Below are 24,165 nucleotides of genomic sequence, written 5' to 3'. Positions count from 1 at the left end.
TCACTGAGGAAAGGAGTTGAGCTGCATGACCAAAGGCAGGCTGGATCTTCTTCTCGATGGGCTCGGCATCAAGCTGGTTCCGGTCCATCGGCGACGCGCCCCGGCGGAAAGTCACGCGCGTGGGACGATGCAGGAAATTCGAGGTCGCTATGGCGACGGCCATCTGGTCTTCGTCTTGCGGTGCATCCGGCAGACCGGGAGCAACCGGGACGAACTCTGGTCGGACACGATCGGTGCGGTGTCCGATGTCCTTGCGCAGCGCCAGGATTGGGCACTGCTGCGTCCAGGTGATCTCTTGGGCGCCTTCGACGATATCGCGCTCGCTTCCTTACGCACGGACGCGGTGGCACGGCGGCCTTGGCCCGTTCGCGCGACATTACGCACGCTGATTTATCGGGAATTGGAGAAACGACTTGATGCACCGATCCGCCTTGCAGTTTGACGACCTGTCCAGTCACGCGGCAGAGATCGCCGATTTGAGCCTGATCGTGCGCGCCCGCTTCGTCGAGGCTGCCGACACGATGGTCCATCTCGACGTGCGCGGCGTTCGGCCTGACCGAATGCGGACGCTTTGGCCGGAGGTTTTGCCAGAGCCGACGGACCATGCAGATATCCGCATCCGCTATCGTCCGAGTGCCGCGGCGATCAGTCGGGCGGAGGAAGTTTTGCAGGAATGGCTGCGCACGCAGGTACAGGACGAGGAGCGGCGCATTCTGCTTTCGCGCTGGTCCATTTGCCTAGCTGCGCCGTATATTGCCGGATCCTTCCGGGATTTCTGCGCGCGGACGGGGCGCGTACGCCGCACGGCCGAACGGCGCATTCAAGGTGAATTCCAGAATCTTGCCAGCAGGCTTCTCGCCGGCTTACCGATATTGCAGCAGCCAGATTGGTCGCGCATATCTCCGATGATGCCAAATGCGCCTGGTCGGCTCGATCGGATAAGACCGCAAGCGCCCAAGCATGAAAACCACTGGCTGCCGGATGATGCGCGGCCTGTCTTCGATGCGGCAAGCCCGGAGCTTGCCGAGCTGGCCAAACGACTGGAGCGCGGAAACCGAAGGCGCGCCAAGATGAACGCCTGAATCGTAGCGACGATTGCGGTCCGACCCCGCATAATCGTTGTACCGTACCAACGGTCTCCGCTCGGTGATTTGGTTCAGGCGAATGCAAAGACGCCAGCCGGGCGCGTCCTTGTGGTATCCTCGCCGAAATCCGGAACCGCATATTCCGCCAGAAGCCGAAGCCTCGACTTGGGCAGATGCGCGCGCCAGGGATCGCCGATCAAGATTGCAATCCCCTGCGCCAGACAGCGATCCAGAAATGCTGTGACTTTCTCGGCAAGCGTCGCTTCATAGAAAAGATCTCCGACGCATATGGCATCGACTTCGGGCGGTTCGCCTTGCGTCAAGTCTGCGACAGTCGCGTTGACTGTTACTCCATTCAATGCCGTATTGAGCTCGATGGCCGCAATCGCATAGGGATCGATGTCGGCGGCATAGACTTCCGCTGCACCCACTTTTGCGGCCGCAATCCCGACAATTCCAGAGCCGGCCCCGAGATCCAGCACGCGACGGCCGGCCACGCTTTCCGGCCTGTCGAAAAGATAGCGAGCCAGGACCAGACCTCCTCCCCAATAATGTGCCCAATAGGGTGAGCCGAATTGCGGATCCCGCTCGGCTAGGCGCCGCAGCCCACTTTGCGGGCCTGCTCTATGCAGCCGAATGCCCGCGATGCCGGGAACGGGCAGGACCGGAAGGTTGGCGGCGATAAATTGCCGAATCCTATCATCGCTCTTGGCGTCAGCCGAACTGAAGCCTGATGTTTCTCTGTATCCGTGTTTTAGAGAGGTTCTCATCATATGCTCCGCCGCATGCGTGCAAAGAGTTCTCAGCGCCGGTGTGCGTTGAAGCGCCATGTGATCCGCAGCCATTTGCAGCAGGTGAGCAGCAATCTCTTCGGTGGTCATTTCTCTTGTCGACAACATGGCGAGGATTTCCTCGGCGTAGCCGTCATATTCGTTAGGCGGTCCCTGCGCATCTTGAACGCCGATCGGATCCCACTCCTGCAGGAGTATGGTGCGAACCTGCTCAAAAGCTTCACCGGACTGAATTTGATCGTGCATCTTCGTTATTTTCCAGAGCTAACCGATATGAATTTAAGGTCAGACCCTTCAATTCGTCGGACTGCAGGCTGCGATATTCACAAGTAATTTCAGACCGTTATTTGGCACCTTCGTCAAAGTCTCCATTCCTTGCGCGCTGGTCGGCCTTCAAGGGTGTCGCCAATTGCGCCGGAATAGGGTATCTATTTTGGCATGATGAGAACAGTTGCAGCGACGCACTGTCGACCGCAAGCGTTGTTTTGAACCGTTTGTTTTCTTTCAAAATCCCATCGGAAATCTGAAGCATGACCAATGCCGACAAGCCGGTCGCGCCGCGCAAACCGCGTGCGCGCCGTCGCAAGGCCGTTTCTGTTGACGACACGCCGCTTGATTACATGTTGAAAGTAATGCGCGACGACGAGGCGGATCAGAAGCGGCGCGACGAAATGGCGAAGATCGCAGCCTCCTATGTTCACCAGAAGCCGAGCGAACGCTCCGGCGCCGGGGCCAAGGGAGGCAGGGGTGTCACCATCGACTTAACCAATGCCACGGATGAGCAGCTTGCAATACTCGAATCCCTCTTCGGCCCGCTTGCCGGATCCGGCGACGATGATGGCGGCGATACGGGAGGAGAAGGCAAGGCGGATAGCTGAGCGCGAGCAAGGGGAGGTCGCCGCCCGGATTGCAGCGGATGCGGAGAGAATTCGTACCAATTGCCAATCGCTAACCGGCTTCGTGCGAGAGGCCTGGCATGTCGTCGAGCCCTCGGTCGATTATGTCCATGGCTGGCATATTGACGCCATCTGTCAGCATCTCGAAGCGGTGACCGCCGGTGATATTACCCGGCTGCTGATCAACGTGCCGCCGGGGACGATGAAATCACTTCTCTGCGGCGTCTTCTGGCCGGCATGGGAATGGGGGTCGAAGGGCAAGCCGCAATTGCGTTATCTCGGCGCCTCCTATTCGGAACATTATGCCAAGCGCGACAACAGGCGCATGCGCGACCTTGTTGCCTCAGAGTGGTATCAGGCGCTGTGGGGCGATCAGGTCAAGCTGACGAGAACCGGCGAGATGGCTTTCGCCAATACCCGCACGGGCTCGCGTCAGGGCGTGCCATTCTCGAGGCTGACCGGTGGACGCGGCGATCGTGTCATCATCGACGATCCGCATTCGGTCGATGGGGCCGAATCGGAAGCCGAGCGGCTGACGACGGTTCGCACATTTCGCGAATCCGTGCCAACGCGTCTCAACGATCTTCAGCGCTCGGCGATCGTCGTCGTGATGCAGCGGCTACACGAGGCGGATGTCTCCGGCACGATCCTGTCGTTGCGGCTCGGCTACGAGCACCTGATGCTGCCGATGGAATTCGAGCCGGAGCGCCGTTGCCGGACTTCGATCGGATTTGTCGATCCGAGGACAGAGGAAGGCGAGCTGCTCTTTCCGCAGCGTTTCCCTCTGGCGGTGGTCGAGCGTGACAAGATCCCACTCGGTTCCTATGCGGTGGCCGGTCAGTTCCAGCAACGGCCCGCGCCACGTTCTGGTGGTCTGTTTCAGCGCGGCGACTTCGAAATCGTCGAAGTTGTGCCGGCAGGTGCAAAGCGTTGCCGCGCCTGGGATTTCGCCGCTTCGAAAGCACGCCCCGGCCGCCAGCCGGATTGGACCGTTGGCCTGCGCATGGCTTGGGTCGATGGTATCTTCTACGTCGAAACCATAGCGCGGGGACGCTGGTCTCCGGCCGAAGTGGAGCGCAATCTCAAGAATACGGCATCGCAGGACGGGCCGACGGTGACGATCCGTATGCCGCAGGACCCGGGAGCGGCCGGCAAGGCCGATGCGGAAACGAAGATCAAGCTGCTCGCTGGCTTTCCTGTAAAAGCGATATCACCAACCGGAGACAAGGCTACGCGCGCCAAACCTGCCTCGGCGCAGGCTGAAGCGGGAAACGTCAAGCTTTTGCGTGGGGACTGGAATGAGGCATTTCTCGACGAGATCTGTGCCTTTCCGAATGGGCAGTTCGACGATCAGGTCGATGCTTTCGCCGATGCTTTGAATGAGCTCGCGCTGAGTTCGTCCTTCAGCTTCAGCAACTTCTAGGCTCGCCTCGTGTGAGCCTCTTCATCACCCGACATCAAAGGACAATCCATGGGGCAGGTATTCTCGATGGTTCGCGACGGATTGGTGAGCTTGGCATCCCGCCTGGGCACCGAACGCGACAAGGCGGCATCTGTTTTCTACACGCAGCCGATCCTGACGGACGAGCAGATCATTGCCGCCTATCGCGGTTCCTGGCTGCCGCGCAAGATCGTCGACATTCCGGCGCTGGATAGCTGCCGGAAATGGCGAAACTGGCAGGCGGCGAACGATCAGATCGAATTGATCGATGCCGAGGAACGCCGTCTCAATCTTCGCGGCAGGCTGCTGGAGGCGTCGACGAAGGCGCGGCTTTTCGGTGGCGCTGCCTTGTTCATCGGGTCGGAGGACGCCGATCCGGCCTTGCCATTGGAGATGGAGCGTATCGGAAAGGGCGGCCTCAAACACTTGACGGTGCTGACGCGTCGACAGCTGGCTGCCGGGGACATTGAGAGCGATCCGACCTCGGAATGGTATGGCACGCCAAAATTCTACACGCTGACCGGCGCCAACGGCATCCAGGTGACCATCCATCCGTCCCGGCTCGTCATCTTCAAGGGGGCGATGGCGCCTAATGAAGAGTTTGGCGGCATCGGCAATCAAGCCTGGGGCGAAAGCGTGCTGGCCGCGACCTTCGACGCGATCAAGAACGCAGACAGTACGGCGGCCAATATCGCCAGCCTCGTCTTCGAGGCGAAGATCGACATCATCAAGGTTCCGCAGTTCTCGGCGAATATCGGCAATCAGGCCTATGAAGATGCCGTACTGCGCCGTTACTCGCTTGCCAACACCATCAAGGGGGTCAACGGCACCCTGATCCTCGATGCCGAAGAGGACTATGACAGCAAGAGCGCATCGCTCTCCGGTCTTACGGATATTCTGATGGCCTTCCTGCAGATCGTCGCCGGCGCGGCCGACATTCCGGTCACCCGATTGCTCGGCCAATCACCCGCCGGCATGAACGCGACGGGCACGGCCGATATGAAGAAAACTGGTTTGATCTTTTACCAAGCCCTGCAGAGGTCAATCGACTTCTTGACGCATTGGGCGGCAAGGTCGGTCTCAACGGGGACTTCGGCAACTGGGAGCGCGCCGGAAAATACGATGATCTTGCGAGGATCATGGGCCGCGCCGAGCTTTGCCACGCAAAGGGGCATTATTCCCCAACTGGCCTTGGTACCGAGGATTATATTCGTTGTGTCGAGGTTTCCGCCGCCGCCGGCTATCAAGGGCCTTTCACGCTAATCTATGATTCGACATACCATTGGGACGAATGGTCCGGCATCCTTGAGGAGCGGACTGCATCGCCAATGCTCTGAAAGATCAGGCGGTAGATCAGAGCTTGCTGTAACTGAAGCGATACCACAGCACATATTCAGGAGATTGCTCTACACCGCAACTTTGAGGATGGGCGGGCTCTGGACCTAATCGTCAATGAAACTCGTAGTCGTACAGAGCGCCCAGAAGCTGGTCCTGGGTTTGATAACCGGCATCGTAGAGATCGATAGCCACGTTGGCCGCGGACAGACCCTCCTGGCTTTGCAGTCTTATACTACGCTCCGCGCACCAGGCGAAGAGTGCGCCGGCGAGGACATCAATGTCATCAGGGTAAAGCGGCGCGTTGATCGTCATAAACATTCGCTACACCATTCATTGTTGGAGCTGGTACCAGACGGGCTGAAGCGAACACTGCTTTGGTTTTGGAAATTTGCAACCGCCTTCATTGCTCGACGTTAACGTCAGCCTGATATGGAACAGGTACCGTGTCTCTTAATGCGACAAGGTTCTTTGCGGCACATCATTGAGGAATTTGGTGCTCGCCAGGCCGGGCTGTTGGATGTGCAGGCCCGCCCTTTATGTCGTGTGGCGCAACAAACGAGAGGACGCCGAGCGTAATTGCCAGCGCCACCAAAAGGGATAATGCGAGCTTCGGTCTGGAAGGCATCATTGGTGAGTTGGATGGGACGCCCTTACTGCAGCCTCGATCAACTCCTCGGCATATGAAAGTGCCGATGCCGTGTCATCTCCGTCGAGTTTCAGTTCTTTGCACTTACGATGCATTGCCCTGCGAATTTGTGCGAGCAATGCAGCGTCAATATCGACTTCTCCGTCGTCAAAGACGTGCGCCAACGCAGATTGAGCAACAATTTCCAGAACTGCGACCCTACCTTCGATTTCGCCGAGAGATGGTATTGCATTCCTCTTCACGTGCTGTTTGCAGTCGCGATGGGTAGTAAGCATTTAGGTCACCTCCTTCACGAAAGAAGATAACTAACGAAAAGAGAAAAAGTTCGGCGGAATTGCTAAAAAAGCGGTTTTCGCAGCATTTCTCAGCGATGTTTATTCAACGATGGAAGTGCCTTCGTCTATCATCTCACTTCATCGGGCACAGACTGGGGTCCGACAATACATCGGCGCAATGCGGTGAACGGCGAAAATCATCGTAATAAAGAGTCCAAACCGTAGTATCGGCAGCGCGATATGGGCCGAATTTAAAGTATTGATTCTTTCCAAGTCCGTGGTCTGCATGTCCTATGTGGCCGGTAACTGATACAATCCATTTATTGTTAGCGAATATTTCGATATGACCCGAGCCATCCGGGCCCGGTTTGCTGTAGATGGCGAAGTCGATCCAGCCAGAAGAAGGCGTTGGTAGCTTGTTGCCACGATTTATTACCTTGATTGCGTTGGTGCAACTTATGAACTCTCCACCATCGCCGTCATTCCAATTATCGTCCGTCGCCACCAAGGCCCGCATCTGATTGCTATCCGGCCGGAACCAAACAGGCGTTTCGCCGTCGCCGCAAATTTCACCATCGCCCCTGGATTTGCCCTTCTTGGCCGGTGCGACGTAGTTGGTCTCTACGGTAGCGAAAAGCTTGCCGTTATTGAGCCGCAAAGCCAGGAATGGGCTGAAGTCTCCCTCTGCCTTCGGCCCGATTTCCCGTTTCCATTGCGCAATGAGATAACGATGATCGCCAGACGGGATGGGATCGGCGAACTTAACGGCAAAGCCGTACCAAACTCCCTGATCGTAGGGTACGCGATATTTGGTACGCTCCCAGATCTCCGCTCTTTCGCTGCAATTCGCTTTACCGGGCGGGCAGAATGGCTTGACACTTAACTTCAATGCACCGGCGCCGGTCCGCTTGACCTCTGATTGAAATTCAATCGTGCCCGCTTTTTGTTCGAAGTTATCGCGATAATAAAGATGGCCGGACGGCGCGAAATCCGTGCCGTCGAAGCCGTCGTGTAGAACCATCTGCGCTGGATTGTCAGCCAGAGTTGGCGTCGCAGCACAGGTGCAGGCCAGGATGGCGGGCAATGCGTATTTTGCATTCATGCAGGAGTATTCCTCTGGCGGGACATTCATACAGCGTTATCAATGACCTGTTCGCTTCTTGCAGGCAAGCGAGAGCTGTGCGGCTTCAGGGCCAGAGTGATGGTTCGCCAAGTCACTTCCAATCAAATCCACGAGAACTACAACCTATTAATGTGATGATTGACGGCGCTACTTTAACCACCTGTTAGACGCTTTGCGGTTCATATCCCTCCAGACTGGGCTTGGTTGTGGTTATCAGCGCCCCGGACATGATCGTTCGCCGCCGCAACTTCAACGACGTTTTGATGCCGGTTATGAGACAGGCCGGCGAAAGGTCGCGGTTAGGGACCTGCCTTTGGCACACGAGGATGCAAAGCTGGCCATAAGCGAGGCCAAGCAGCGACGGAAGATAGTGATTCTAACATCGCATGCGTTTCTGCGCGGCTACAGGAAGGCGTCGATCCACTTTATCGCGTCCTGCTGGGCCGCGCAGGGAAATAAGGTCGATTTTGTTACCATAGGACACAGCTGGCTGACGCTGTTGAAGGACCGTCCACGCTTTCGCGCACTGTCTCAAGACCAGGCGAACCGATTTCAGGTTATCGCCGCTAACCTGAGAGCAGGCGCTTATCTTCCTCCATTCCATGCCTTCAGCTCCAGCAATCGCTTTCTGAATGTAACAAGTGCGGCATTGTTTCGGCTTTATGGCAGCTATCTCCCTGCTTTTGCGCGCGGCGTAATAGCCGATGCCGATTTGGTGGTGATCGAAAGCGGTTCGGCACTCGCATTCTTTAATAAGGTCAAAAGGCTGAATTCGAGGGCACGCACCTTGTATTTTTGCCGCGACCTGCTGCGCAGCATAGGCGCAGCACCAGTGCTGCAAGAGTTTCAAGCCGCTCAGATTGGACGCTTCGATACGGTTTGTGTTCCTTCAGAAAGGCTGGGGGCGATGCTTCCATCGGGGGGGCGTGTACGTGTCGTTCCTCAGGGTGTCGACACCGCACTCTTTGATCGGGAGCAGCCGTCGCCATATCAACCCGGCAGCTACAACGCAATTTCCATCGGCAATATGCTCTTTGACCAGGCTTCCGTCGCTGCCATGGCAGCGGCTGCTCCCGATGTAAATTTTCACGTCTTTGGCGCAGCTTGGAGCGGCTGGGCTCAACCAAATATCACGATCTACGGTGAGCGGGACTTCGAAGGCATCGTTCCTTATCTGCAGCATGCGGATTTCGGAATTGCGCCTTATCGGCTCACAGCCGATGAAGTTTATCTCGCTGAATCAAGCCTGAAGCTCGCGCAGTACAGCTATTGCGGTTTGCCGATCCTGTTGCCTGATCTTGTTCCCTTTAAACGTGCCAACGGAATTCCATATCGTCTTGAAGGCGAGGTTGCCTGGCGAGAGAAGATCGACGCTGCACTGGCGATGCGACGTTCGACGGCTTTCCGCGATGGAATAATGACCTGGGACGAAGTTGCACGGCAGACTTTGGCCGCCGCCTTTGAAGCCCAGTGATCTATTAGCTCGGTGCGAGAAAATTGAACAGCTTGTTGGCGAATGGACGTGATACTTTTGGTAGCTTCGCTGCCGCCGTATCCATCAAAATCTGCACATCTTCGGGTGTAACCAGGCGCAAAAAACGGATTGCCAGCATGTAGGCAATTATTCCAGCGGGAATGGCGGCTATAAGCGCCGCAAGCCCATCGAGGCTGTAAACGCCGAGACCTGCGGCGCTCGCGCAAAGAAGAGCTGCGAGCATCGTTTTTGCCAAGGCCGCGACCGGTACAGCAACGCGGACATATTTCCAAGCCATCCAGCCGAGCAGCGTAAACGTAAATATCACGATCATGACCCGAGCAAGAGCGGCACCCTCGAGCCCAAGCAGAGGCACAAGAACGGTCAGCAATACTATCGTCGATATACCGCTTGCAATCTGTATGCGCAGCAAAACAGCGCTGCGACCGGAAGCGCCGATTATGCCCCACGGAATTACGGACATGCCGGCAAGCCAGACAAAGGCCAGCAGGGTGGCCGCTGCGGGAGTGGCAGGCTCAAAGGCATCGCCGAAGATCAGCGGCAAAAGTTCGGGCATGATGGTTGCTCCGCCAAGACTGATCGGCAGCATGACCAGGGCGACGATACGGATAACACGTTGATATGCCGCATCAAGCGCCTGCTGGTCATTTCGCGCATGTGCCTCGGTGAAATTGACAATCAACGCCGGCGATATCTGGAGCATGATCTGTTCAATGAGCCCGGCCAGGCCGAGGCCCGCAGCGAAATAGCCGATGCTTGTCGGAGAGAGAAAGATACCCAGAAAGAGGAACTCTATGCGCGAGAGGACGAGGATCTCGATGAGATCGCTGAGCCATATATACCGGCCGTAGCGCAACATTTCCGGTGTCATCGCGTTCCGCGAATATTTTGAAGCGGGATCGATATAGCTTCGCAATTTCAACGCCTGTGGCAGATAGCGGGCGACATAGCCGATCAAGGCTCCAGCCGGGCCCAGCAGCCAGGCTCCGGCAAAGACGAGCGGAACTTGCATCGTTCCGCCCAGTAAAGTCGTGCGAGCCGTCTGACCGAAGCGGTTTCTTCCACGTGCCACGGCGGTCGAGAATACATGGAACGCATAGCTCAGGAACAAGGCACCGGTAATCAGCCAAAACCAGGCATGCCGTACATCGCGGTGGACGTAAGTAATTGCGGCAAAGAGAAGAATAGCTGCGGTAATCATGCCGACGGATATGAGAAAGCTGCGCAGCGCCGTGCGGACCAATGTTTTCCATGCGTCGCCATCGCCCGAAAGGCTGCCTGCATTGCGCAGCAAGGTTTGAGGCAGGCCCATGTCTGCCAGCGCTGCGGCCGCCGTCGCAACCCATAATGCGTAGGCGACCTTGCCCGATCCGGCAGGACCGAGCATGCGGGCGGCGATGATGCTGCTCGCGAAGCCTGCTGCCAACGAAATGAATGTTGCTGCCAGGCTGATCAGTGAGCTTCTAAGAAGATTGGATGCAGATTTACTCATGGTCATCTATCTTGAAGACCGACGCATAACCTTGTGTTAAAGGCGGGCTGATAGTTTTCACTTGCGTTCTAGTTGAAATTCAAGATGGCTGCTATGACAGATCGAGCCGCAGGGCGAGATGGATTTCTCATTCCGGGATATCTGCAGAAGGGATTGCGCGAGCGGATGCACAATCTCCTCTGGCGGCTTATGTCGCCTTTGCCGGACAGGGCTTATTGCGCTCTGAAATATCGTGCCATCCGCGGCAAATTTCCCAATTTGACATCACCTCAAACCTTTACCGATAAGGTGCAGGCGCGCAAACTTTACGATCGCAATCCCGTCTTTCCACGTTTCGTTGACAAGGCCGACGCCAAGCTGCTGATCGCGGAACGGGTTGGCAGCCAATATATTATTCCCACGCTTTGGGTCGGAACCGACCTGGCCTCCGTGGATTGGTCGGAAATCTCCTTACCTGCCGTTGTCAAGCCGACCCATGCGAGCGGTGTGGGACGATTTCTTTATGGAGAGGCTGACGTGGACCGGCTTCTCAAGAATGATCCCTCAGCTGAGTGGCTATCGATCGATCATGCTTCCTACAATAGGGAGTGGGCTTACAGCCAATTGGAGCGCCGCATTCTTATAGAAAGCATGCTGCTCGTCGATGGCAGAGTTCCTTGGGATTATCGGCTCTTTACGTTCAACGGCAAAGTTTCTCATATCGAGATCGACATACGTGAGAATGGCCGAGGCTATTCCTGCAATTATACGCCCGACTGGCAGAAACTACCGTTTTACGATCGGCATTATCTCCGTCTTTATCCAGGCGAAGTTGCGCGTCCGCCGCGGCTGGATGAAATGATCCATGTCGCTGAAACCGTGGCGCGTGATATCGATTTCGTTCGTGTCGATCTCTATGCGTCGGCGGAGTGGGTCCGCGTCGGCGAATTGACCTTCTATCCAGGCGGAGGCTTTGAGGCGTTCGAGCCGGAAGAGTATGACCTTATTATCGGTCAAAAATGGCGACTTGGTTTCGAAGTCCCAAAGAGATAGTGGACAAATCACTTTCTCCGCGTTTGATAGGCCGATCCATTTTTAGGAAGGGCTTTCCATGACGATCGACCAGGACCTTGCTCGTATCGAACTGCAAGAGGAAACGCTGCGCTTCGACGCTTTCGATCTTTCGACGGCCTGGGTACTGGGGAAGCTATTGCGCGACCTGGCCAGCGAGCGCAATCTGGGCGTCGCCATCGATATTACGCTGCATTCGATGCCGGTTTTCTACGTCGCGTTACCCGGCTCCACCCCCGACAATTCCAACTGGATTCGCCGGAAGCGCAACATGGTCTTGCGGTATTTTCGCAGCAGCTACGCCAGCACCTTGCGACTGCAGCGGCAGGGGAAAACGATCGAGGACAATGGCCTTTCGAGCGCTGAATATGCCGCATCCGGCGGCAGCTTCCCCATTTTCGTCAATGGCACCGGCTGCATCGGTGCAGTTACCGTTTCTGGCCTGCCGCAGCGTGAAGATCATAATCTCGTCGTCGAGGCGTTGGCTCTGACGCTTGGTCACGAGCTTCACAATCTCAATCTCGCATAGAAGGCGAAGGCGGCACCGGACCTGGACCATGCGCCGCCGCCAGCCTTAGATTTTGCCGCCAGCCTCGGCGATGACCTTGGTGAGGCTACCTGTTGCCGGGAAGAGAGGGATCAGGCAGGCCTGCAAGGCATGGTAGATATCACCCTTGCCTGGAAACAGCGTGTGGGCCGGAACCAGATTGTCTGTCAGCTCTTCATGCCAGCCGCCATTGGCGTGATCTATGAATGCCCGGCCGATCACGCTCCAAATCTTGCGATAGCTTTCTTCATGGAAATCGCTCGGAGCGTGTTCATTCAGGTAGTGTGCAGCGCCTGCGCCCTCGCAGGCAGGCCACCAGAGCTTGTTGCGTTTGGCCGGTATATCTTCCCAATCAAGCGTATAGAAAAAGCCGCCTTTATCATTGTCCCAACCCAGAGACATGGATTGCGAGAAGAGGCCTTTGGCCGCGTCCGGCATCCAGTCGTGACGCCTTTTTCCCAGCGACCAAAGCTGCAGGATGAGACGCGCCCATTCCAGCCAATGCCCCGGCGTCGTGCCCGACGGACGAAACATCTCATTGCCGCGATAATTCTTGTCGAGCACCCAATCCGCGTTGAAGTGCTCGGCAACTCGCCAACCAACAGATCCGGCCGAACGCCGGATAACGAGATCCGCGATACTTTCGGCCTTGTCCAGATATGCTCTTTCGCCTGTAACCTCGAAGGCGGCCATCAGCGCTTCCGTCAAATGCATGTTGGAATTCTGGCCACGATAGCTGCCGCCGTCGATCAGCGACCAATCCTGGTTGAATTCCTCGGCAATCGCGCCGTGCTTTGCTTCCCAGAACTTCATATCCAGAATTTCCGTGACATCCGCGAGCATGCCGTCGGCCAGCGGGTGTCCGATCGTCTTGGCGGAGGAAGCCGCAAGCAGTACGAAAGCGTGACCATATCCCTGCTTGCTGGAATCGACCGGGCCATCATTGTTTAGCGACCAGACATAGCCGCCATGCTTCGTGTCACGATGATGGTTCCATAGATAATTCATTCCATGGTCGACAATCTCGCTCGCGCCGGGACGACCCAGCAGCGATCCGATCGAGAAGCAATGCACCATGCGCGCCGTCGAGTGGATGCCCCGCACGGGATTGGTCTTATCCAGCGGTTTACCGTAATCGTCCATGTCATAGAAGCCGCCCTTGGGATTGACGGCGCGATACTGGAAGAAATTGAAAAGCGCATCGGCCTGATCGAGCAACCAGCGCCTGTGGTAGGTGCGGGTGCTCCAGTTTCCGAGCGCTGCGGGTTCAACCTGTATGTTCATGCCGTCCTCCTTGGATTCTCTTCCAGAAGCCGTATAGCGCCGCTCGAAAGCGCTGTCATGGCGTTATGGGATGAAACTGTGTCGCTACATCCGCGTTGTCCATGGTCGGGTAGCAATGGTCGGGCAGCAATTCGCCTAGTCTGTCTTTTCCTGAAAGAACACAACTATAGAAGAGGCGTGCTTGCGCTCCACCGAACATGAGCGTAGATATGTTGACATAAAGATATCTTTATGTGATCTGGTTGCGAAGTCGCAATCAGGCCAGAGGAATCGCTTATGTTTGACACTCTTTTTGGTTCGGAAACGGCGAAGCGCGACGGCGGCGAAGTATTCGAGGCCTTGAGAAAGGCTACAAACGAACGAATCCTTGTGCTTGACGGCGCCATGGGCACGCAGATCCAGGGGCTCGGGTTCGACGAGGATCAATTTCGCGGCCATCGATTCATCGGCTGCGCGTGCCACCAGAAGGGCAATAATGACCTCCTCATTCTGACTCAGCCCGATGCGATTGAAGAGATTCATTATCGCTATGCCAAGGCGGGTGCGGATATCCTCGAGACCAACACCTTCTCTTCCACCCGCATTGCGCAGGCGGACTACCAGATGGAAGGTGCGGTCTACGATCTCAACAAGGAGGGCGCCGAGATCGTCCGCCGCGCGGCGATCCGCGCCGAGCGCGAGGATGGCAAGCGCCGTTTCGTTGCCGGTGCCATCGGTCCGACGAATCGTACGGCTTCGATCTCGCCCGACGTCAACAATCCCGGCTATCGTGCCGTCAGCTTCGATGATCTGCGCCTAGCCTACGGCGAGCAGATCGACGGTTTGATCGACGGCGGCGCCGATATCATTCTGATCGAGACGATTTTCGATACGCTGAACGCCAAGGCCGCGATCTTTGCTTGCGAGGAGCGCTTCGAAGCCAAGGGCGTTCGTCTGCCCATCATGATATCGGGCACGATTACCGATCTTTCCGGCCGCACGCTGTCAGGTCAGACGCCTTCGGCGTTCTGGAATTCCGTGCGCCACGCCAGTCCCTTTACTATCGGCCTCAATTGTGCGCTCGGCGCCAATGCCATGCGGCCGCATCTGCAGGAGCTTTCGGCCGCTGCGGATACCTTCATCTGCGCCTATCCGAATGCCGGTTTGCCGAATGAATTCGGTCAGTATGATGAAACGCCCGAGATGATGGCGGCTCAGGTCGAGGAGTTTGCGCGCGAAGGACTCGTCAATATCGTTGGCGGCTGCTGCGGATCGACCCCGGAGCATATTGCTGCGATCGCTCAGGCGGTTTCGAAATATCCGCCAAGGCAGCCTGCCGAGCATCGTCCCTTCATGTCGCTCTCGGGATTGGAACCGTTCGAGCTCACCAAAGACATCCCGTTCGTCAATGTCGGCGAGCGCACGAACGTCACCGGCTCGGCGAAATTCCGCAAGCTCATCACCAATGCCGATTACACGGCTGCGCTTGCCGTCGCGCGCGATCAAGTCGAGAACGGTGCGCAGGTGATTGACATCAATATGGATGAGGGCCTGATCGATTCCGAAAAGGCGATGGTAGAGTTTCTCACCCTCATCGCCGCCGAACCGGATATTGCCCGTGTTCCTGTCATGATCGACAGTTCGAAGTTCTCGATCATCGAGGCCGGCCTGAAATGCGTTCAAGGCAAACCGATCGTCAATTCCATCTCCCTGAAGGAAGGCGAGGAGAACTTCCTCAAGCAGGCTCGTTTGATGCGGATGTACGGTGCGGCCGTCGTCGTCATGGCGTTTGACGAACAGGGGCAGGCAGACAGCTATGAGCGCAAGGTCGAGATCTGCTCGCGTGCCTACAAACTGCTGACGGAAGTGGCTGGCCTGCCGCCGGAAGATATCATCTTCGATCCGAACATCTTTGCCGTGGCGACCGGTATTGAAGAACACAATAATTACGGCGTCGACTTCATCGAAGCGACGAGGACGATCCGGAAGACCATGCCGCTGGTTCATATTTCCGGCGGCGTGTCGAACCTGTCGTTCTCGTTTCGCGGCAATGAACCTGTCCGCGAGGCCATGCATGCCGTGTTCCTCTACCATGCCATTCAGGCGGGTATGGACATGGGCATCGTCAATGCCGGTCAGCTTGCGGTTTACGATAATATCGACCCTGAACTGCGGGAAGCCTGCGAAGACGTCGTGCTCAACCGCCGGCCTGACAGCACTGAGCGCCTGCTTGAAATTGCCGAGCGTTTCCGCGGAGCTGGCGGCAAGGAGGCCAAGGCGCAGGATCTTTCCTGGCGAGAATGGCCGGTCGAGAAGCGGCTCGAGCATGCGCTGGTCAATGGCATTACCGACTATATCGAGGCCGATACCGAGGAAGCGCGTCAGGCCGCAGAGCGGCCGCTGCATGTCATCGAAGGTCCCTTGATGGCGGGCATGAATGTCGTTGGCGACCTTTTCGGTTCGGGCAAGATGTTCCTGCCGCAGGTGGTGAAATCCGCCCGCGTCATGAAGCAGGCCGTTGCCGTGCTGCTGCCTTATATGGAGGCCGAAAAGCTCGCCAATGGCGGCGGCGGTGAACGGCAGTCGGCCGGCAAGGTGCTGATGGCGACCGTCAAGGGCGATGTGCACGACATCGGCAAGAATATCGTTGGCGTCGTTCTTGCTTGCAACAATTACGAAATCATCGATCTCGGCGTCATGGTGCCGGCGACGAGGATCCTTGAGACGGCGATCGCCGAGAAGGTCGATATTGTCGGTCTGTCGGGGCTGATCACGCCGTCTCTGGACGAAATGGTGCATGTCGCTTCCGAGATGGAGCGGCAGGGCTTCGATATACCATTGCTGATCGGTGGCGCCACTACGAGCCGCGTCCATACCGCGGTGAAGATCCATCCCGGCTATCACCGGGGGCAAACTGTCTACGTTACGGATGCGAGCCGCGCCGTTGGCGTCGTATCCGCGCTGCTATCGCCGGATGCGCGGCAGGGCTATATCGATACCGTTCGGGCTGAATATTCCAAGGTCGCGGCTGCCCATGCGCGCAGCGAGGCGGAGAAGGTGCGCCTGCCGATCGCAAGGGCGCGCGAGAATGCCGAGAAAGTGGATTGGTCGAGCTACAAGCCGGTCAAGCCGCAGTTCTTCGGAACCAAAGTATTCGACAGCTACGATCTTGCCGAGCTGGCGAAATATATCGACTGGACGCCGTTTTTCCAGACCTGGGAACTCAAGGGGCGTTTCCCAGCCATTCTCGAGGATGAGAAGCAGGGAGAGGCGGCACGGCAGCTCTATGGCGACGCACAGGCGATGCTGGAGAAGATCATCGCGGAGAACTGGTTCCGTCCGCGCGCGGTCATCGGCTTCTGGCCGGCGGGTGCGGTCGGTGACGATATCAGGCTGTTTACGGATGAAAGCCGCAGCGAGGAACTTGCGACTTTCTACACGCTGCGTCAGCAACTGTCGAAGCGGGACGGTCGGCCGAATGTGGCTCTATCGGATTTCGTGGCACCGGTTTCAACCGGTGTGAGCGATTATGTTGGCGGCTTCGTCGTTACTGCCGGCATCGAGGAAGTGGCCATCGCCGAGCGTTTCGAACGGGCGAATGACGATTATTCGTCGATCCTCGTGAAGGCACTAGCCGATCGCTTTGCCGAGGCCTTCGCTGAGCGGATGCACGAGCGCGTGCGGCGGGAGTTCTGGGGTTATGCTGCTGACGAAAACTTGTCGAGCGAGGAACTCATTCTTGAAGCCTATGCCGGCATTCGCCCGGCGCCTGGCTATCCGGCGCAGCCTGATCATACCGAGAAGGATACGCTTTTCCGCTTGCTTGATGCCGAAGCGGCAACGGGCGTGAGCCTCACGGAAAACTATGCAATGTGGCCGGGCTCATCCGTCTCTGGTATCTACATTGGTCATCCGTCATCCTATTATTTCGGTGTGGCCAAGGTCGAACGCGATCAGGTGGAAGATTATGCCGCCCGCAAGGGCATGCTTGTCGCCGAGGTTGAACGCTGGCTAGGCCCGGTTCTCAACTATGTGCCCGAAAGGCGTGACGCAGACGTGGACGACGCGGCCTGAAATTTGGTCATTTCAATGGCTTGAACTGTTTTGCTTGGAATTTGATTCCGCATGAAAACGCCGCCCCGGCTACTCAAGCCGGGGCGGCGTTTTTTTGATTCCAGACGTTTTTCTGCTCGCAGCTTTTCGCTAGCTCGCGCCTATCGTCAACTCGGCGACGAAATCATAGGCATCACCACGATAGAGTGATCGCGTGAACTCCACAGCTCGGCCGGAACCCAGATAGGAGATACGCTCGATCGAGAGGCCTGCCGCTCCCACGGGGACGCCGAGCAGCCCGGCATCGGCCTCTTTCATGTTGGTTGCGGATATGCGCTGAACGGCGCGAACCGGGCGCACCTGCCGCTTTTCCAGTTCTGCATAGAGCGATGTCGTCACGACAGACGGATCCGGCAGGAACTCACCGGAGACGCTGGCGTGCTCGATCGCGAGCGGCTGATCGTCGGCAATGCGCAGGCGGCTCAACCGCGATACTTTGGTGTCGGCCGCAAGGCCGAGGATCATCATTTCGTCCGGGGAGGGCGTATGCACGCCCTTGTGCAGCCATTCGGAACGAGCGGTCATCCCCCGTCGGGCCATGTCCTCCGTGAATGACGTCAGCTGGGACAGCCGTTGCTCCACCTTGGAAACGGGTTTAGCGACGAAGGTGCCGGAACCATGGCGGCGAACAAGGATGCCTTCGGCGACGAGATCGTCGATTGCCTTGCGTACGGTGACGCGGCTGACCGCGGCGAATTCGGCTATATCACGTTCCGGCGGAAGCGCGTCGCCATGTTTCAGTCTTCCGATCTTCACGGCTTCTTCAAGCGTGCGCCGCAGCTTGACATACAGCGGACCCGTGCCGCCTCCCGAAAGGCGCTCCGGCGAGAAGATTGCGCTCAAATCCTCGGTCATGCCCTGGTTCCCTCTCCACCCTGCAGCAATTTTGCTGCCAGTTCCACGGCGCCGCGCAAGACATCTCCCTTGGGTTCGGCGAGAATCGCCTTGTGCCGTTCATCAAGCCAGGGACGATAGGCTTGGGCAAGGCCGCCGAGAAGGCAGATCGAAGGGCATCCCGGCCAAAGCAATGCATCAAGGCTCTCGGTTATGGATCTCGCCGCCGTTCTAACGATGTCGACGGCAACGACATCCTCCAGGCCGACATATTCGAACACGATCGGAGCGTAGCGGGCGAAATCCTTGGGCTTCGATACGTGGGCAAATTCGACGACCCGTTCCGGGTCGTTGCCATATTCGGCCATGATCGAAGCCGTCAGCGCCGAGCCCTTCAATACTCCATCATGCGCGAGAAGAACTCGTTCGAGCAGGTCGCGGCCAAGGCGCGCGCCGCTGGCCTGATCGCCGACGACAAAGCCCCAGCCGCCGATGCCCCAACTCTTGCCATCACGGCGGGCATTGTAGACGGAGCCGGTGCCGAAGGCGCCGATAATCCCGTCGGCGTCGCCGAGCGCACCTTGGAGCGCAATTGTCGCATCGGTGACCACGCGTGTGCTTGCGAAGGGCAGGGCACCTTCGACCCGTTTGCCATAATTTCCGACATTGGCTCCGGCGGTTCCGATGACCGCAGGTAGTTTCCGTAGCAGTTCCGGGTCCAGCTTTGCATCGATCAGCGCCTGTTTTGCCGAGGCGACGATATGGATCAACGAGTTTTCCAGGTCGGAGAGGATATTGGCGGCACCGGCCTTACCGGTGCCGAGCACTTGCCCGGTGCCGTTTATGATCGCCGCCCGGCAACTTGTTCCGCCACCGTCAATACCAATTGCAAACTGCCCCATCATGCCTCCGGATGCCGCATGTTCCCCGCTTTTCAATACAATACCAAAAAAATACCATTTACCAATAGGCGGCGCGCTCATTTTTGTTTGCTGACATCCATTTGAAATACATATGGAAATTTATTTTCTCCGATATTTTTATATCTGAAAGTTAAAATCGGCTGGACAATTGGTATTTTTTTGGCCTTAATTCGCTACAAGGGAACAATACGAATGGACATCGATACAGCCGGCAAAAAAACAACAGCCGGTAGGTGAGTGTCAAAGACGCGCATCTCGTCGTTGTCCCCACCGTTCGGATCAGGAGGATCTCGCTTCGGCATTGGTCGTGAATTCCCGCATGGTTCTTGCAGCGCCTCCGTCCAGGTTGCGGCAGGCGGCAATTGATCCGGCTGATCGGGCAGAGTGCCTCTGAAGCCTTTTGCATGGGGGGTCGGCAATATTGGCGGTCCCTGCGGAGCGCTGACCGTTTCCTCGGACAGGCCAGCGGATTTCAGATCGAAAACAGCGCCTTGCCATGGCGCGGAAAACAGGAGAGGGAAATGAAAACCAATGTTCTGAAAGGCTTGCTTCTTGCATCCAGTCTGCTGACCTCGGTCAGTCTGGCGCATGCGGCCGATGTGACGCTGACGGTTGAAAGCTGGCGTAACGACGACCTGCAGATCTGGCAGGAAAAGATCATCCCGGCTTTCGAAGCGAAGAATCCGGGTATCAAGATCGTCTTCTCGCCGACGGCTCCGACCGAATACAATGCATCGCTGAACGCCAAGCTCGACGCCGGCTCCGCAGGCGACATCATCACCTGCCGTCCGTTCGATGCCTCGCTCGACCTTTTCAACAAGAAGCACCTTGTTGATCTGACCAAGCTGAAGGGCTTGGAAAACTTCTCGGCTGTTGCCAAGGCCGCATGGTCGACCGATGATGGCAAGTCGACCTTCTGCGTGCCGATGGCGTCCGTTATCCACGGCTTCATCTACAACAAGGATGCGTTCGACAAGCTCGGCCTGAAGGTCCCGGCGACACGCGATGAGTTTTTTGCTGCTCTCGATAAGATCAAGGCCGATGGCACCTACATTCCGATGGCCATGGGCACGAAGGATCTCTGGGAAGCCGCAACCATGGGCTACCAGAATATCGGCCCGAACTACTGGAAGGGTGAGGAAGGCCGCAAGGCTCTCATCGCTGGCAAGGAAAAGCTGACGGACGCTCCGTGGGTCGACCCTTACAAGGAGCTGGCCAAGTGGAAGCCCTATCTCGGCGACGGCTTCGAAGCACAAAGCTATTCCGATAGCCAGAACCTCTTCACACTTGGCAAGGCCGCGATCTATCCGGCTGGTTCCTGGGAAATTGCTCTCTTCAACACCCAGGCTCAGTTCAAGATGGGTGCATTCCCGCCGCCGGTCGCCAAGGCCGGTGACACTGCCTACATCTCCGATCATCCGGATATCGGCGTCGGCCTGAACGCTAAGAGCAAGCATCAGGAAGAAGCCAAGAAGTTCCTGAGCTGGGTCGCTTCCGACGAGTTCGCCAACATCTATGCCAACTCGCTGCCGGGCTTCTTCAGCCTGAACTCGCACCCGGTAAAGATGAGCGATGCGCTTGCGCAGGAATTCGTCTCCTGGCGTGATAATCACAAGTCGACCGTTCGCTCGACCTATCAGATCCTGTCGCGCGGTACGCCGAATCTGGAAAATGAAACCTGGACCGAATCCGCAAACGTGATCAACGGCACGGATACGCCGGACGATGCTGCCAAGAAGCTCCAGAAGGGCCTCGACAGCTGGTACAAGCCCGGTAAGTAACGGCCGAGTTCTACGGGCGAGGGGTCTTTCAGGCTCCTCGCCCTTTTCATTATTTACATAAATTGGATTGGCGATCGTTCGCCCTTGCATTCGACACGCCTGATGTTGTTTCCATTCGGTTGCAGGGCCGGGGCAGCGGGCGGATTTGAACCATTGAGCTGCCGCCTCACCAAGCAGCCAAGAAAAACAGGCAGAAAGCCATGAGCGACGCTGCGACATCAGATGCCCTTGAGGTCACGCCGATCAGGCGCTCCAAGCGCTGGCACATCCTCGTTTTCCTTTTCCCGGCCTTTGTCGTCTATACGGCGGTCATGATCCTGCCGCTGATCGAGACCTTGCGGCTGTCGCTTTACAATGTCGTCGACAATCAGTCCGTCTTCGTCGGTTTGAACAATTTCAAGGTCCTGTTTGGCGACGAACGCTGGGCGCATGACTTCTGGAACGCGCTGCGCAACAACCTGATCTTCTTCGCCATCCATATGTGCGTGCAGAATCCGATCGGTGTCGCGCTGGCTGCACTCCTATCCCTGCCGAAGCTGCGCTTCGTCGCCTTCTACCGCACGGCCATCTTCCTGCCGACCCTGCTTTCCTTCGTTGTTGTCGGCTTCATCTGGAAGCTGATCCTCTCGCCGCTTTGGGGTGTCGCGCCCGAACTGCTGAGCGTGATCGGGCTCAAATCATTCTTTGCTCCATGGCTCGGTAAGCCAAGTACGGCACTGATCGCTGTCGCGCTGATCTCGGTCTGGCAGTATGTCGGCATCCCGATGATGCTGATCTATGCTGCCCTGCTCAACATTCCGGAAGAGGTGATCGAAGCTGCGGAATGCGACGGCATTACCGGCTGGAGCCAGTTCTGGAAGATCAAGCTGCCGCTGGTTCTGCCGGCAATCGGCATCATCTCGATCCTGACCTTCGTCGGCAATTTCAATGCGTTCGACCTTGTTTATACCGTGCAGGGCGCTTTGGCGGGGCCGGATGGCTCGACGGATATTCTTGGCACGCTGCTTTACCGCGTCTTCTTCGGCTTTCAGCTGCAGCTGGGTGACCGCTCGATGGGGGCGACAATTGCGACGGTGATGTTCCTCATCATCCTGGCGGGTGTGTCCTTCTATCTTTTCATCGTCCAGCGGCGCATCCGCCGCTACCAGTTCTGAGGAGCGCGCTCCATGTCCAAGGCACGCACTTCGCTTGTCCGCGCCGGCTTCGTCCATCTGGCGCTTATCGCCTATACGCTGGTCGCCATCTTTCCGGTGTTCCTGACCGTCATCAACTCCTTCAAGGATCGCGCGTCGATCTTCCGTGCCCCCTTGAGCATCCCGACGCCGTCCTCCTTCAGCATGATCGGGTATGACACCGTCCTGAAGCAGGGGGACTTTTTCACCTACTTCCAGAACAGTTTCATCGTGACGATCGTCTCGATCATCCTGACATTGCTCTTTGGGGCAATGGCCGCCTTTGCGCTGTCGGAATATCGTTTCCGCGGCAATACGGTCATGGGTCTTTATATGGCGATCGGCATCATGATCCCGATCCGGCTGGGAACAGTCGCAATCCTGCAGGGCATGGTCGCCGCCGGTCTCGTCAACACGCTGACGGCACTCATCCTCGTCTATACGGCGCAGGGTCTGCCGCTCGCGATCTTCATTTTGTCCGAGTTCATGCGGACGGTTTCCGACGACCTGAAGAATGCCGGCCGTATCGATGGCCTTAGCGAATATGCGATCTTCTTCCGTCTCGTTCTGCCGTTGGTGCGTCCGGCCATGGCGACAGTTGCCGTCTTTACCATGATCCCGATCTGGAACGATCTTTGGTTCCCGTTGATCCTGGCGCCGAGCGAAGCGACCAAAACCGTGACCCTCGGATCGCAGATTTTCATCGGCCAGTTCGTGACCAACTGGAATGCGGTGCTGGCAGCGCTGACGCTCGCCATCCTGCCAATCCTCATCCTCTACGTCATCTTTTCGCGTCAACTCATTCGCGGCATTACCTCCGGAGCAGTCAAGTGAGCCCATCCGAAAAGCCGATCCGCGTTCTCGTTGCCGGCCTTGGCAATATGGGTCGCAGCCATGCGCTGGCCTATCATAATAATCCCGGCTTCGAGATTGTCGGTCTCGTCAACCGCTCAAAGCCGGAACTGCCCGAGGCGTTGCGGGGATATACGATCCATCCGGATTTCGAGGCGGCATTGAAGGAGTTGAAGCCGGATCTTTGCTCCATCAATACCTATTCCGACAGTCACGCCGATTTTGCCGTCATGGCCTTCGAAGCGGGCTGCCATGTCTTCGTCGAGAAACCGTTGGCAACGACAGTCGAAGATGCCGAGCGCGTCGTTGCGGCTGCGAAGAAGGCCGGGAAGAAGCTGGCGATCGGCTATATCCTGCGTCACCATCCCTCGTGGATGCGGCTGATCGCCGAAGCGCGCAAGCTCGGCGGTCCCTATGTCTTCCGCATGAACCTTAATCAGCAATCGAGCGGCCCGACCTGGGAGACGCACAAAGCGCTGATGCGCACGACCTCACCGGTCGTCGATTGCGGCGTGCATTATGTTGACGTCATGTGCCAGATCACCGATGCCAAGCCCGTCGAGGTACGAGGCATGGGCCTGCGGCTGACGCAGGAGATCAAGCCGGACATGTATAATTACGGCCATCTGCAGGTGATCTTCGAAGACGGTTCCGTCGGCTGGTACGAGGCTGCCTGGGGGCCGATGATTTCGGAGACGGCTTTCTTCGTAAAGGACGTGATGTCGCCGAACGGCTCGGTCTCGATCGTCATGGATCAGAATGCCAAGTCCGATGATATCGACATGCATACGAAGACATCCGTCATCCGGCTGCATAGCGCCGAGACAGGCCCGAACGGCCAGTTCATCCGGCCGGATCAGGATCTTCATATGGATGGCGAACCAGGGCATCAGGAGCTTTGCGACTTCGAACAGGCCTTCATGCTGAAGGCCATCCGCGAGGATCTCGACCTCAATCGCCATATGGCAGATGCCGTTCAATCGCTGCGCATATGCCTTGCCGCCGATGAGAGCGTGCGTACCGGCAAGCCCGTTTATCTATAAGGACA

The 24,165-nt window shown here is 57.3% G+C and carries 21 protein-coding genes; 13 read left to right on the top strand and 8 right to left on the bottom strand.

Translation table 11 applies throughout. The annotated features are described in order from the left end of the window. Window positions 1-25: 25 nt before the first annotated feature. Together DQ393_RS15250 and DQ393_RS15245 are read left to right on the top strand one after the other, a co-directional pair. Window positions 26-442: a hypothetical protein gene (locus DQ393_RS15250; RefSeq protein ID WP_112342614.1), complete on the top strand. Its 417-nt coding sequence runs from the start codon at window positions 26-28 to the stop codon at window positions 440-442. After that, the gene (locus DQ393_RS15245) at window positions 417-1,082 is read left to right on the top strand and encodes a DUF6362 family protein (protein WP_112342613.1); all 666 of its coding nucleotides are present in this window, start codon (window positions 417-419) and stop codon (window positions 1,080-1,082) included. The genes DQ393_RS15250 and DQ393_RS15245 overlap by 26 nt, the downstream gene beginning before the upstream one ends. A gap of 74 nt (window positions 1,083-1,156) precedes the next feature. Here the strand turns inward: DQ393_RS15245 and DQ393_RS15240 are convergent, their stop codons facing one another. After that, entirely contained in the window at window positions 1,157-1,855 is a 699-nt protein-coding gene (locus tag DQ393_RS15240) for a class I SAM-dependent methyltransferase (RefSeq protein WP_112342646.1), read from the bottom strand. A 551-nt stretch (window positions 1,856-2,406) separates the two neighbouring features. Between DQ393_RS15240 and DQ393_RS15230 the strand changes: the two genes are divergently transcribed. From DQ393_RS15230 to DQ393_RS15220, 3 genes are read left to right on the top strand one after another with little or no spacing between them, the layout of a single operon-like run. Beyond that, window positions 2,407-2,754, top strand: coding sequence for a hypothetical protein (locus DQ393_RS15230; RefSeq protein ID WP_112342611.1), 348 nt, complete (start codon window positions 2,407-2,409; stop codon window positions 2,752-2,754). Beyond that, window positions 2,711-4,195: a phage terminase large subunit gene (gene terL / locus DQ393_RS15225; RefSeq protein ID WP_181592357.1), complete on the top strand. Its 1,485-nt coding sequence runs from the start codon at window positions 2,711-2,713 to the stop codon at window positions 4,193-4,195. Before DQ393_RS15230 ends, terL begins: the two co-directional genes overlap by 44 nt. A 48-nt stretch (window positions 4,196-4,243) precedes the next feature. Beyond that, the gene (locus DQ393_RS15220) at window positions 4,244-5,476 is read left to right on the top strand and encodes a DUF1073 domain-containing protein (RefSeq protein WP_245430364.1); all 1,233 of its coding nucleotides are present in this window, start codon (window positions 4,244-4,246) and stop codon (window positions 5,474-5,476) included. A gap of 186 nt (window positions 5,477-5,662) precedes the next feature. Here the strand turns inward: DQ393_RS15220 and DQ393_RS15210 are convergent, their stop codons facing one another. From DQ393_RS15210 to DQ393_RS15200, 3 genes are all read right to left on the bottom strand, one after another. Next, on the bottom strand, window positions 5,663-5,869 hold the full coding sequence (locus DQ393_RS15210; RefSeq protein ID WP_112342610.1) for a hypothetical protein: 207 nt from the start codon (window positions 5,867-5,869) through the stop codon (window positions 5,663-5,665). 306 nt (window positions 5,870-6,175) lie between these two features. Further along, window positions 6,176-6,472, bottom strand: a complete 297-nt coding sequence (locus DQ393_RS15205) for a hypothetical protein (RefSeq protein WP_112342609.1) — start codon at window positions 6,470-6,472, stop codon at window positions 6,176-6,178. A gap of 133 nt (window positions 6,473-6,605) precedes the next feature. Continuing rightward, window positions 6,606-7,574, bottom strand: a complete 969-nt coding sequence (locus tag DQ393_RS15200) for a polysaccharide lyase (RefSeq protein ID WP_112342608.1) — start codon at window positions 7,572-7,574, stop codon at window positions 6,606-6,608. 334 nt (window positions 7,575-7,908) lie between these two features. Between DQ393_RS15200 and DQ393_RS15195 the strand changes: the two genes are divergently transcribed. Beyond that, a complete protein-coding gene (locus DQ393_RS15195; protein ID WP_181592356.1) occupies window positions 7,909-9,069 on the top strand; it encodes a polysaccharide biosynthesis protein GumK in 1,161 nt (386 codons plus the stop codon). A 4-nt stretch (window positions 9,070-9,073) separates the two neighbouring features. On the opposite strand, the gene DQ393_RS15190 is transcribed toward DQ393_RS15195, so the two are convergent. After that, complete coding sequence (locus DQ393_RS15190) at window positions 9,074-10,588, bottom strand: lipopolysaccharide biosynthesis protein (protein WP_245430363.1); 1,515 nt, start codon at window positions 10,586-10,588, stop codon at window positions 9,074-9,076. Window positions 10,589-10,735: 147 nt separating this feature from the next. Between DQ393_RS15190 and DQ393_RS15185 the strand changes: the two genes are divergently transcribed. Beyond that, entirely contained in the window at window positions 10,736-11,614 is an 879-nt protein-coding gene (locus DQ393_RS15185) for an ATP-grasp fold amidoligase family protein (RefSeq protein WP_245430362.1), read from the top strand. A gap of 58 nt (window positions 11,615-11,672) precedes the next feature. Then, window positions 11,673-12,161 (top strand): heme-degrading domain-containing protein, encoded by a 489-nt coding sequence (locus DQ393_RS15180; RefSeq protein WP_112342606.1) that lies wholly within the window; start codon window positions 11,673-11,675, stop codon window positions 12,159-12,161. A gap of 45 nt (window positions 12,162-12,206) precedes the next feature. Here the strand turns inward: DQ393_RS15180 and DQ393_RS15175 are convergent, their stop codons facing one another. Then, a complete protein-coding gene (locus DQ393_RS15175) occupies window positions 12,207-13,463 on the bottom strand; it encodes an AGE family epimerase/isomerase (protein ID WP_112342605.1) in 1,257 nt (418 codons plus the stop codon). Between the two features lie 276 nt (window positions 13,464-13,739). Here DQ393_RS15175 and metH point away from each other — a divergent pair, with 276 nt between their 5' ends. Beyond that, window positions 13,740-17,516 carry a methionine synthase gene (metH, locus tag DQ393_RS15170; RefSeq protein ID WP_112342604.1) on the top strand — a complete coding sequence of 1,259 codons (3,777 nt, stop codon included), beginning with the start codon at window positions 13,740-13,742 and terminating at the stop codon, window positions 17,514-17,516. A 129-nt stretch (window positions 17,517-17,645) separates the two neighbouring features. Here the strand turns inward: metH and DQ393_RS15165 are convergent, their stop codons facing one another. Next, complete coding sequence (locus tag DQ393_RS15165; protein ID WP_112342603.1) at window positions 17,646-18,410, bottom strand: GntR family transcriptional regulator; 765 nt, start codon at window positions 18,408-18,410, stop codon at window positions 17,646-17,648. Then, window positions 18,407-19,291: a BadF/BadG/BcrA/BcrD ATPase family protein gene (locus tag DQ393_RS15160; protein WP_112342602.1), complete on the bottom strand. Its 885-nt coding sequence runs from the start codon at window positions 19,289-19,291 to the stop codon at window positions 18,407-18,409. The genes DQ393_RS15165 and DQ393_RS15160 overlap by 4 nt, the downstream gene beginning before the upstream one ends. Window positions 19,292-19,833: 542 nt before the next feature. Here DQ393_RS15160 and DQ393_RS15155 point away from each other — a divergent pair. The 4 genes from DQ393_RS15155 (at window position 19,834) to DQ393_RS15140 (ending at window position 24,160) form a co-directional block, all read left to right on the top strand. After that, window positions 19,834-21,093, top strand: a complete 1,260-nt coding sequence (locus DQ393_RS15155) for an ABC transporter substrate-binding protein (protein WP_112342601.1) — start codon at window positions 19,834-19,836, stop codon at window positions 21,091-21,093. A gap of 200 nt (window positions 21,094-21,293) precedes the next feature. Beyond that, entirely contained in the window at window positions 21,294-22,247 is a 954-nt protein-coding gene (locus DQ393_RS15150) for a carbohydrate ABC transporter permease (protein WP_112342600.1), read from the top strand. Between the two features lie 12 nt (window positions 22,248-22,259). Next, window positions 22,260-23,099, top strand: a complete 840-nt coding sequence (locus DQ393_RS15145) for a carbohydrate ABC transporter permease (RefSeq protein WP_112342599.1) — start codon at window positions 22,260-22,262, stop codon at window positions 23,097-23,099. Beyond that, entirely contained in the window at window positions 23,096-24,160 is a 1,065-nt protein-coding gene (locus tag DQ393_RS15140; RefSeq protein WP_112342598.1) for a Gfo/Idh/MocA family protein, read from the top strand. The genes DQ393_RS15145 and DQ393_RS15140 overlap by 4 nt, the downstream gene beginning before the upstream one ends. Window positions 24,161-24,165: the final 5 nt, after the last annotated feature.

The sequence above is a fragment of the Martinezella tropici genome (genome assembly GCF_003287875.1).
In the GTDB taxonomy this organism is placed as follows: domain Bacteria; phylum Pseudomonadota; class Alphaproteobacteria; order Rhizobiales; family Rhizobiaceae; genus Rhizobium; species Rhizobium tropici_C.
This window is presented reverse-complemented; position numbering and strand designations above follow the sequence as displayed.

Coding starts and splice junctions, on each gene's coding strand:
- DQ393_RS15200 (WP_112342608.1), bottom strand. CDS start 7,574: ATGAATGCAAAATACGCATTGCCCGCCATCCTGGCCTGCACCTGTGCT.
- DQ393_RS15180 (WP_112342606.1), top strand. CDS start 11,673: ATGACGATCGACCAGGACCTTGCTCGTATCGAACTGCAAGAGGAAACG.
- metH (WP_112342604.1), top strand. CDS start 13,740: ATGTTTGACACTCTTTTTGGTTCGGAAACGGCGAAGCGCGACGGCGGC.
- DQ393_RS15220 (WP_245430364.1), top strand. CDS start 4,244: ATGGGGCAGGTATTCTCGATGGTTCGCGACGGATTGGTGAGCTTGGCA.
- DQ393_RS15160 (WP_112342602.1), bottom strand. CDS start 19,291: ATGGGGCAGTTTGCAATTGGTATTGACGGTGGCGGAACAAGTTGCCGG.
- DQ393_RS15250 (WP_112342614.1), top strand. CDS start 26: ATGACCAAAGGCAGGCTGGATCTTCTTCTCGATGGGCTCGGCATCAAG.
- DQ393_RS15150 (WP_112342600.1), top strand. CDS start 21,294: ATGAGCGACGCTGCGACATCAGATGCCCTTGAGGTCACGCCGATCAGG.
- DQ393_RS15155 (WP_112342601.1), top strand. CDS start 19,834: ATGAAAACCAATGTTCTGAAAGGCTTGCTTCTTGCATCCAGTCTGCTG.
- DQ393_RS15210 (WP_112342610.1), bottom strand. CDS start 5,869: ATGTTTATGACGATCAACGCGCCGCTTTACCCTGATGACATTGATGTC.
- DQ393_RS15205 (WP_112342609.1), bottom strand. CDS start 6,472: ATGCTTACTACCCATCGCGACTGCAAACAGCACGTGAAGAGGAATGCA.
- DQ393_RS15240 (WP_112342646.1), bottom strand. CDS start 1,855: ATGAGAACCTCTCTAAAACACGGATACAGAGAAACATCAGGCTTCAGT.
- DQ393_RS15230 (WP_112342611.1), top strand. CDS start 2,407: ATGACCAATGCCGACAAGCCGGTCGCGCCGCGCAAACCGCGTGCGCGC.
- DQ393_RS15190 (WP_245430363.1), bottom strand. CDS start 10,588: ATGACCATGAGTAAATCTGCATCCAATCTTCTTAGAAGCTCACTGATC.
- DQ393_RS15165 (WP_112342603.1), bottom strand. CDS start 18,410: ATGACCGAGGATTTGAGCGCAATCTTCTCGCCGGAGCGCCTTTCGGGA.
- terL (WP_181592357.1), top strand. CDS start 2,711: ATGATGGCGGCGATACGGGAGGAGAAGGCAAGGCGGATAGCTGAGCGC.
- DQ393_RS15175 (WP_112342605.1), bottom strand. CDS start 13,463: ATGAACATACAGGTTGAACCCGCAGCGCTCGGAAACTGGAGCACCCGC.
- DQ393_RS15245 (WP_112342613.1), top strand. CDS start 417: ATGCACCGATCCGCCTTGCAGTTTGACGACCTGTCCAGTCACGCGGCA.
- DQ393_RS15145 (WP_112342599.1), top strand. CDS start 22,260: ATGTCCAAGGCACGCACTTCGCTTGTCCGCGCCGGCTTCGTCCATCTG.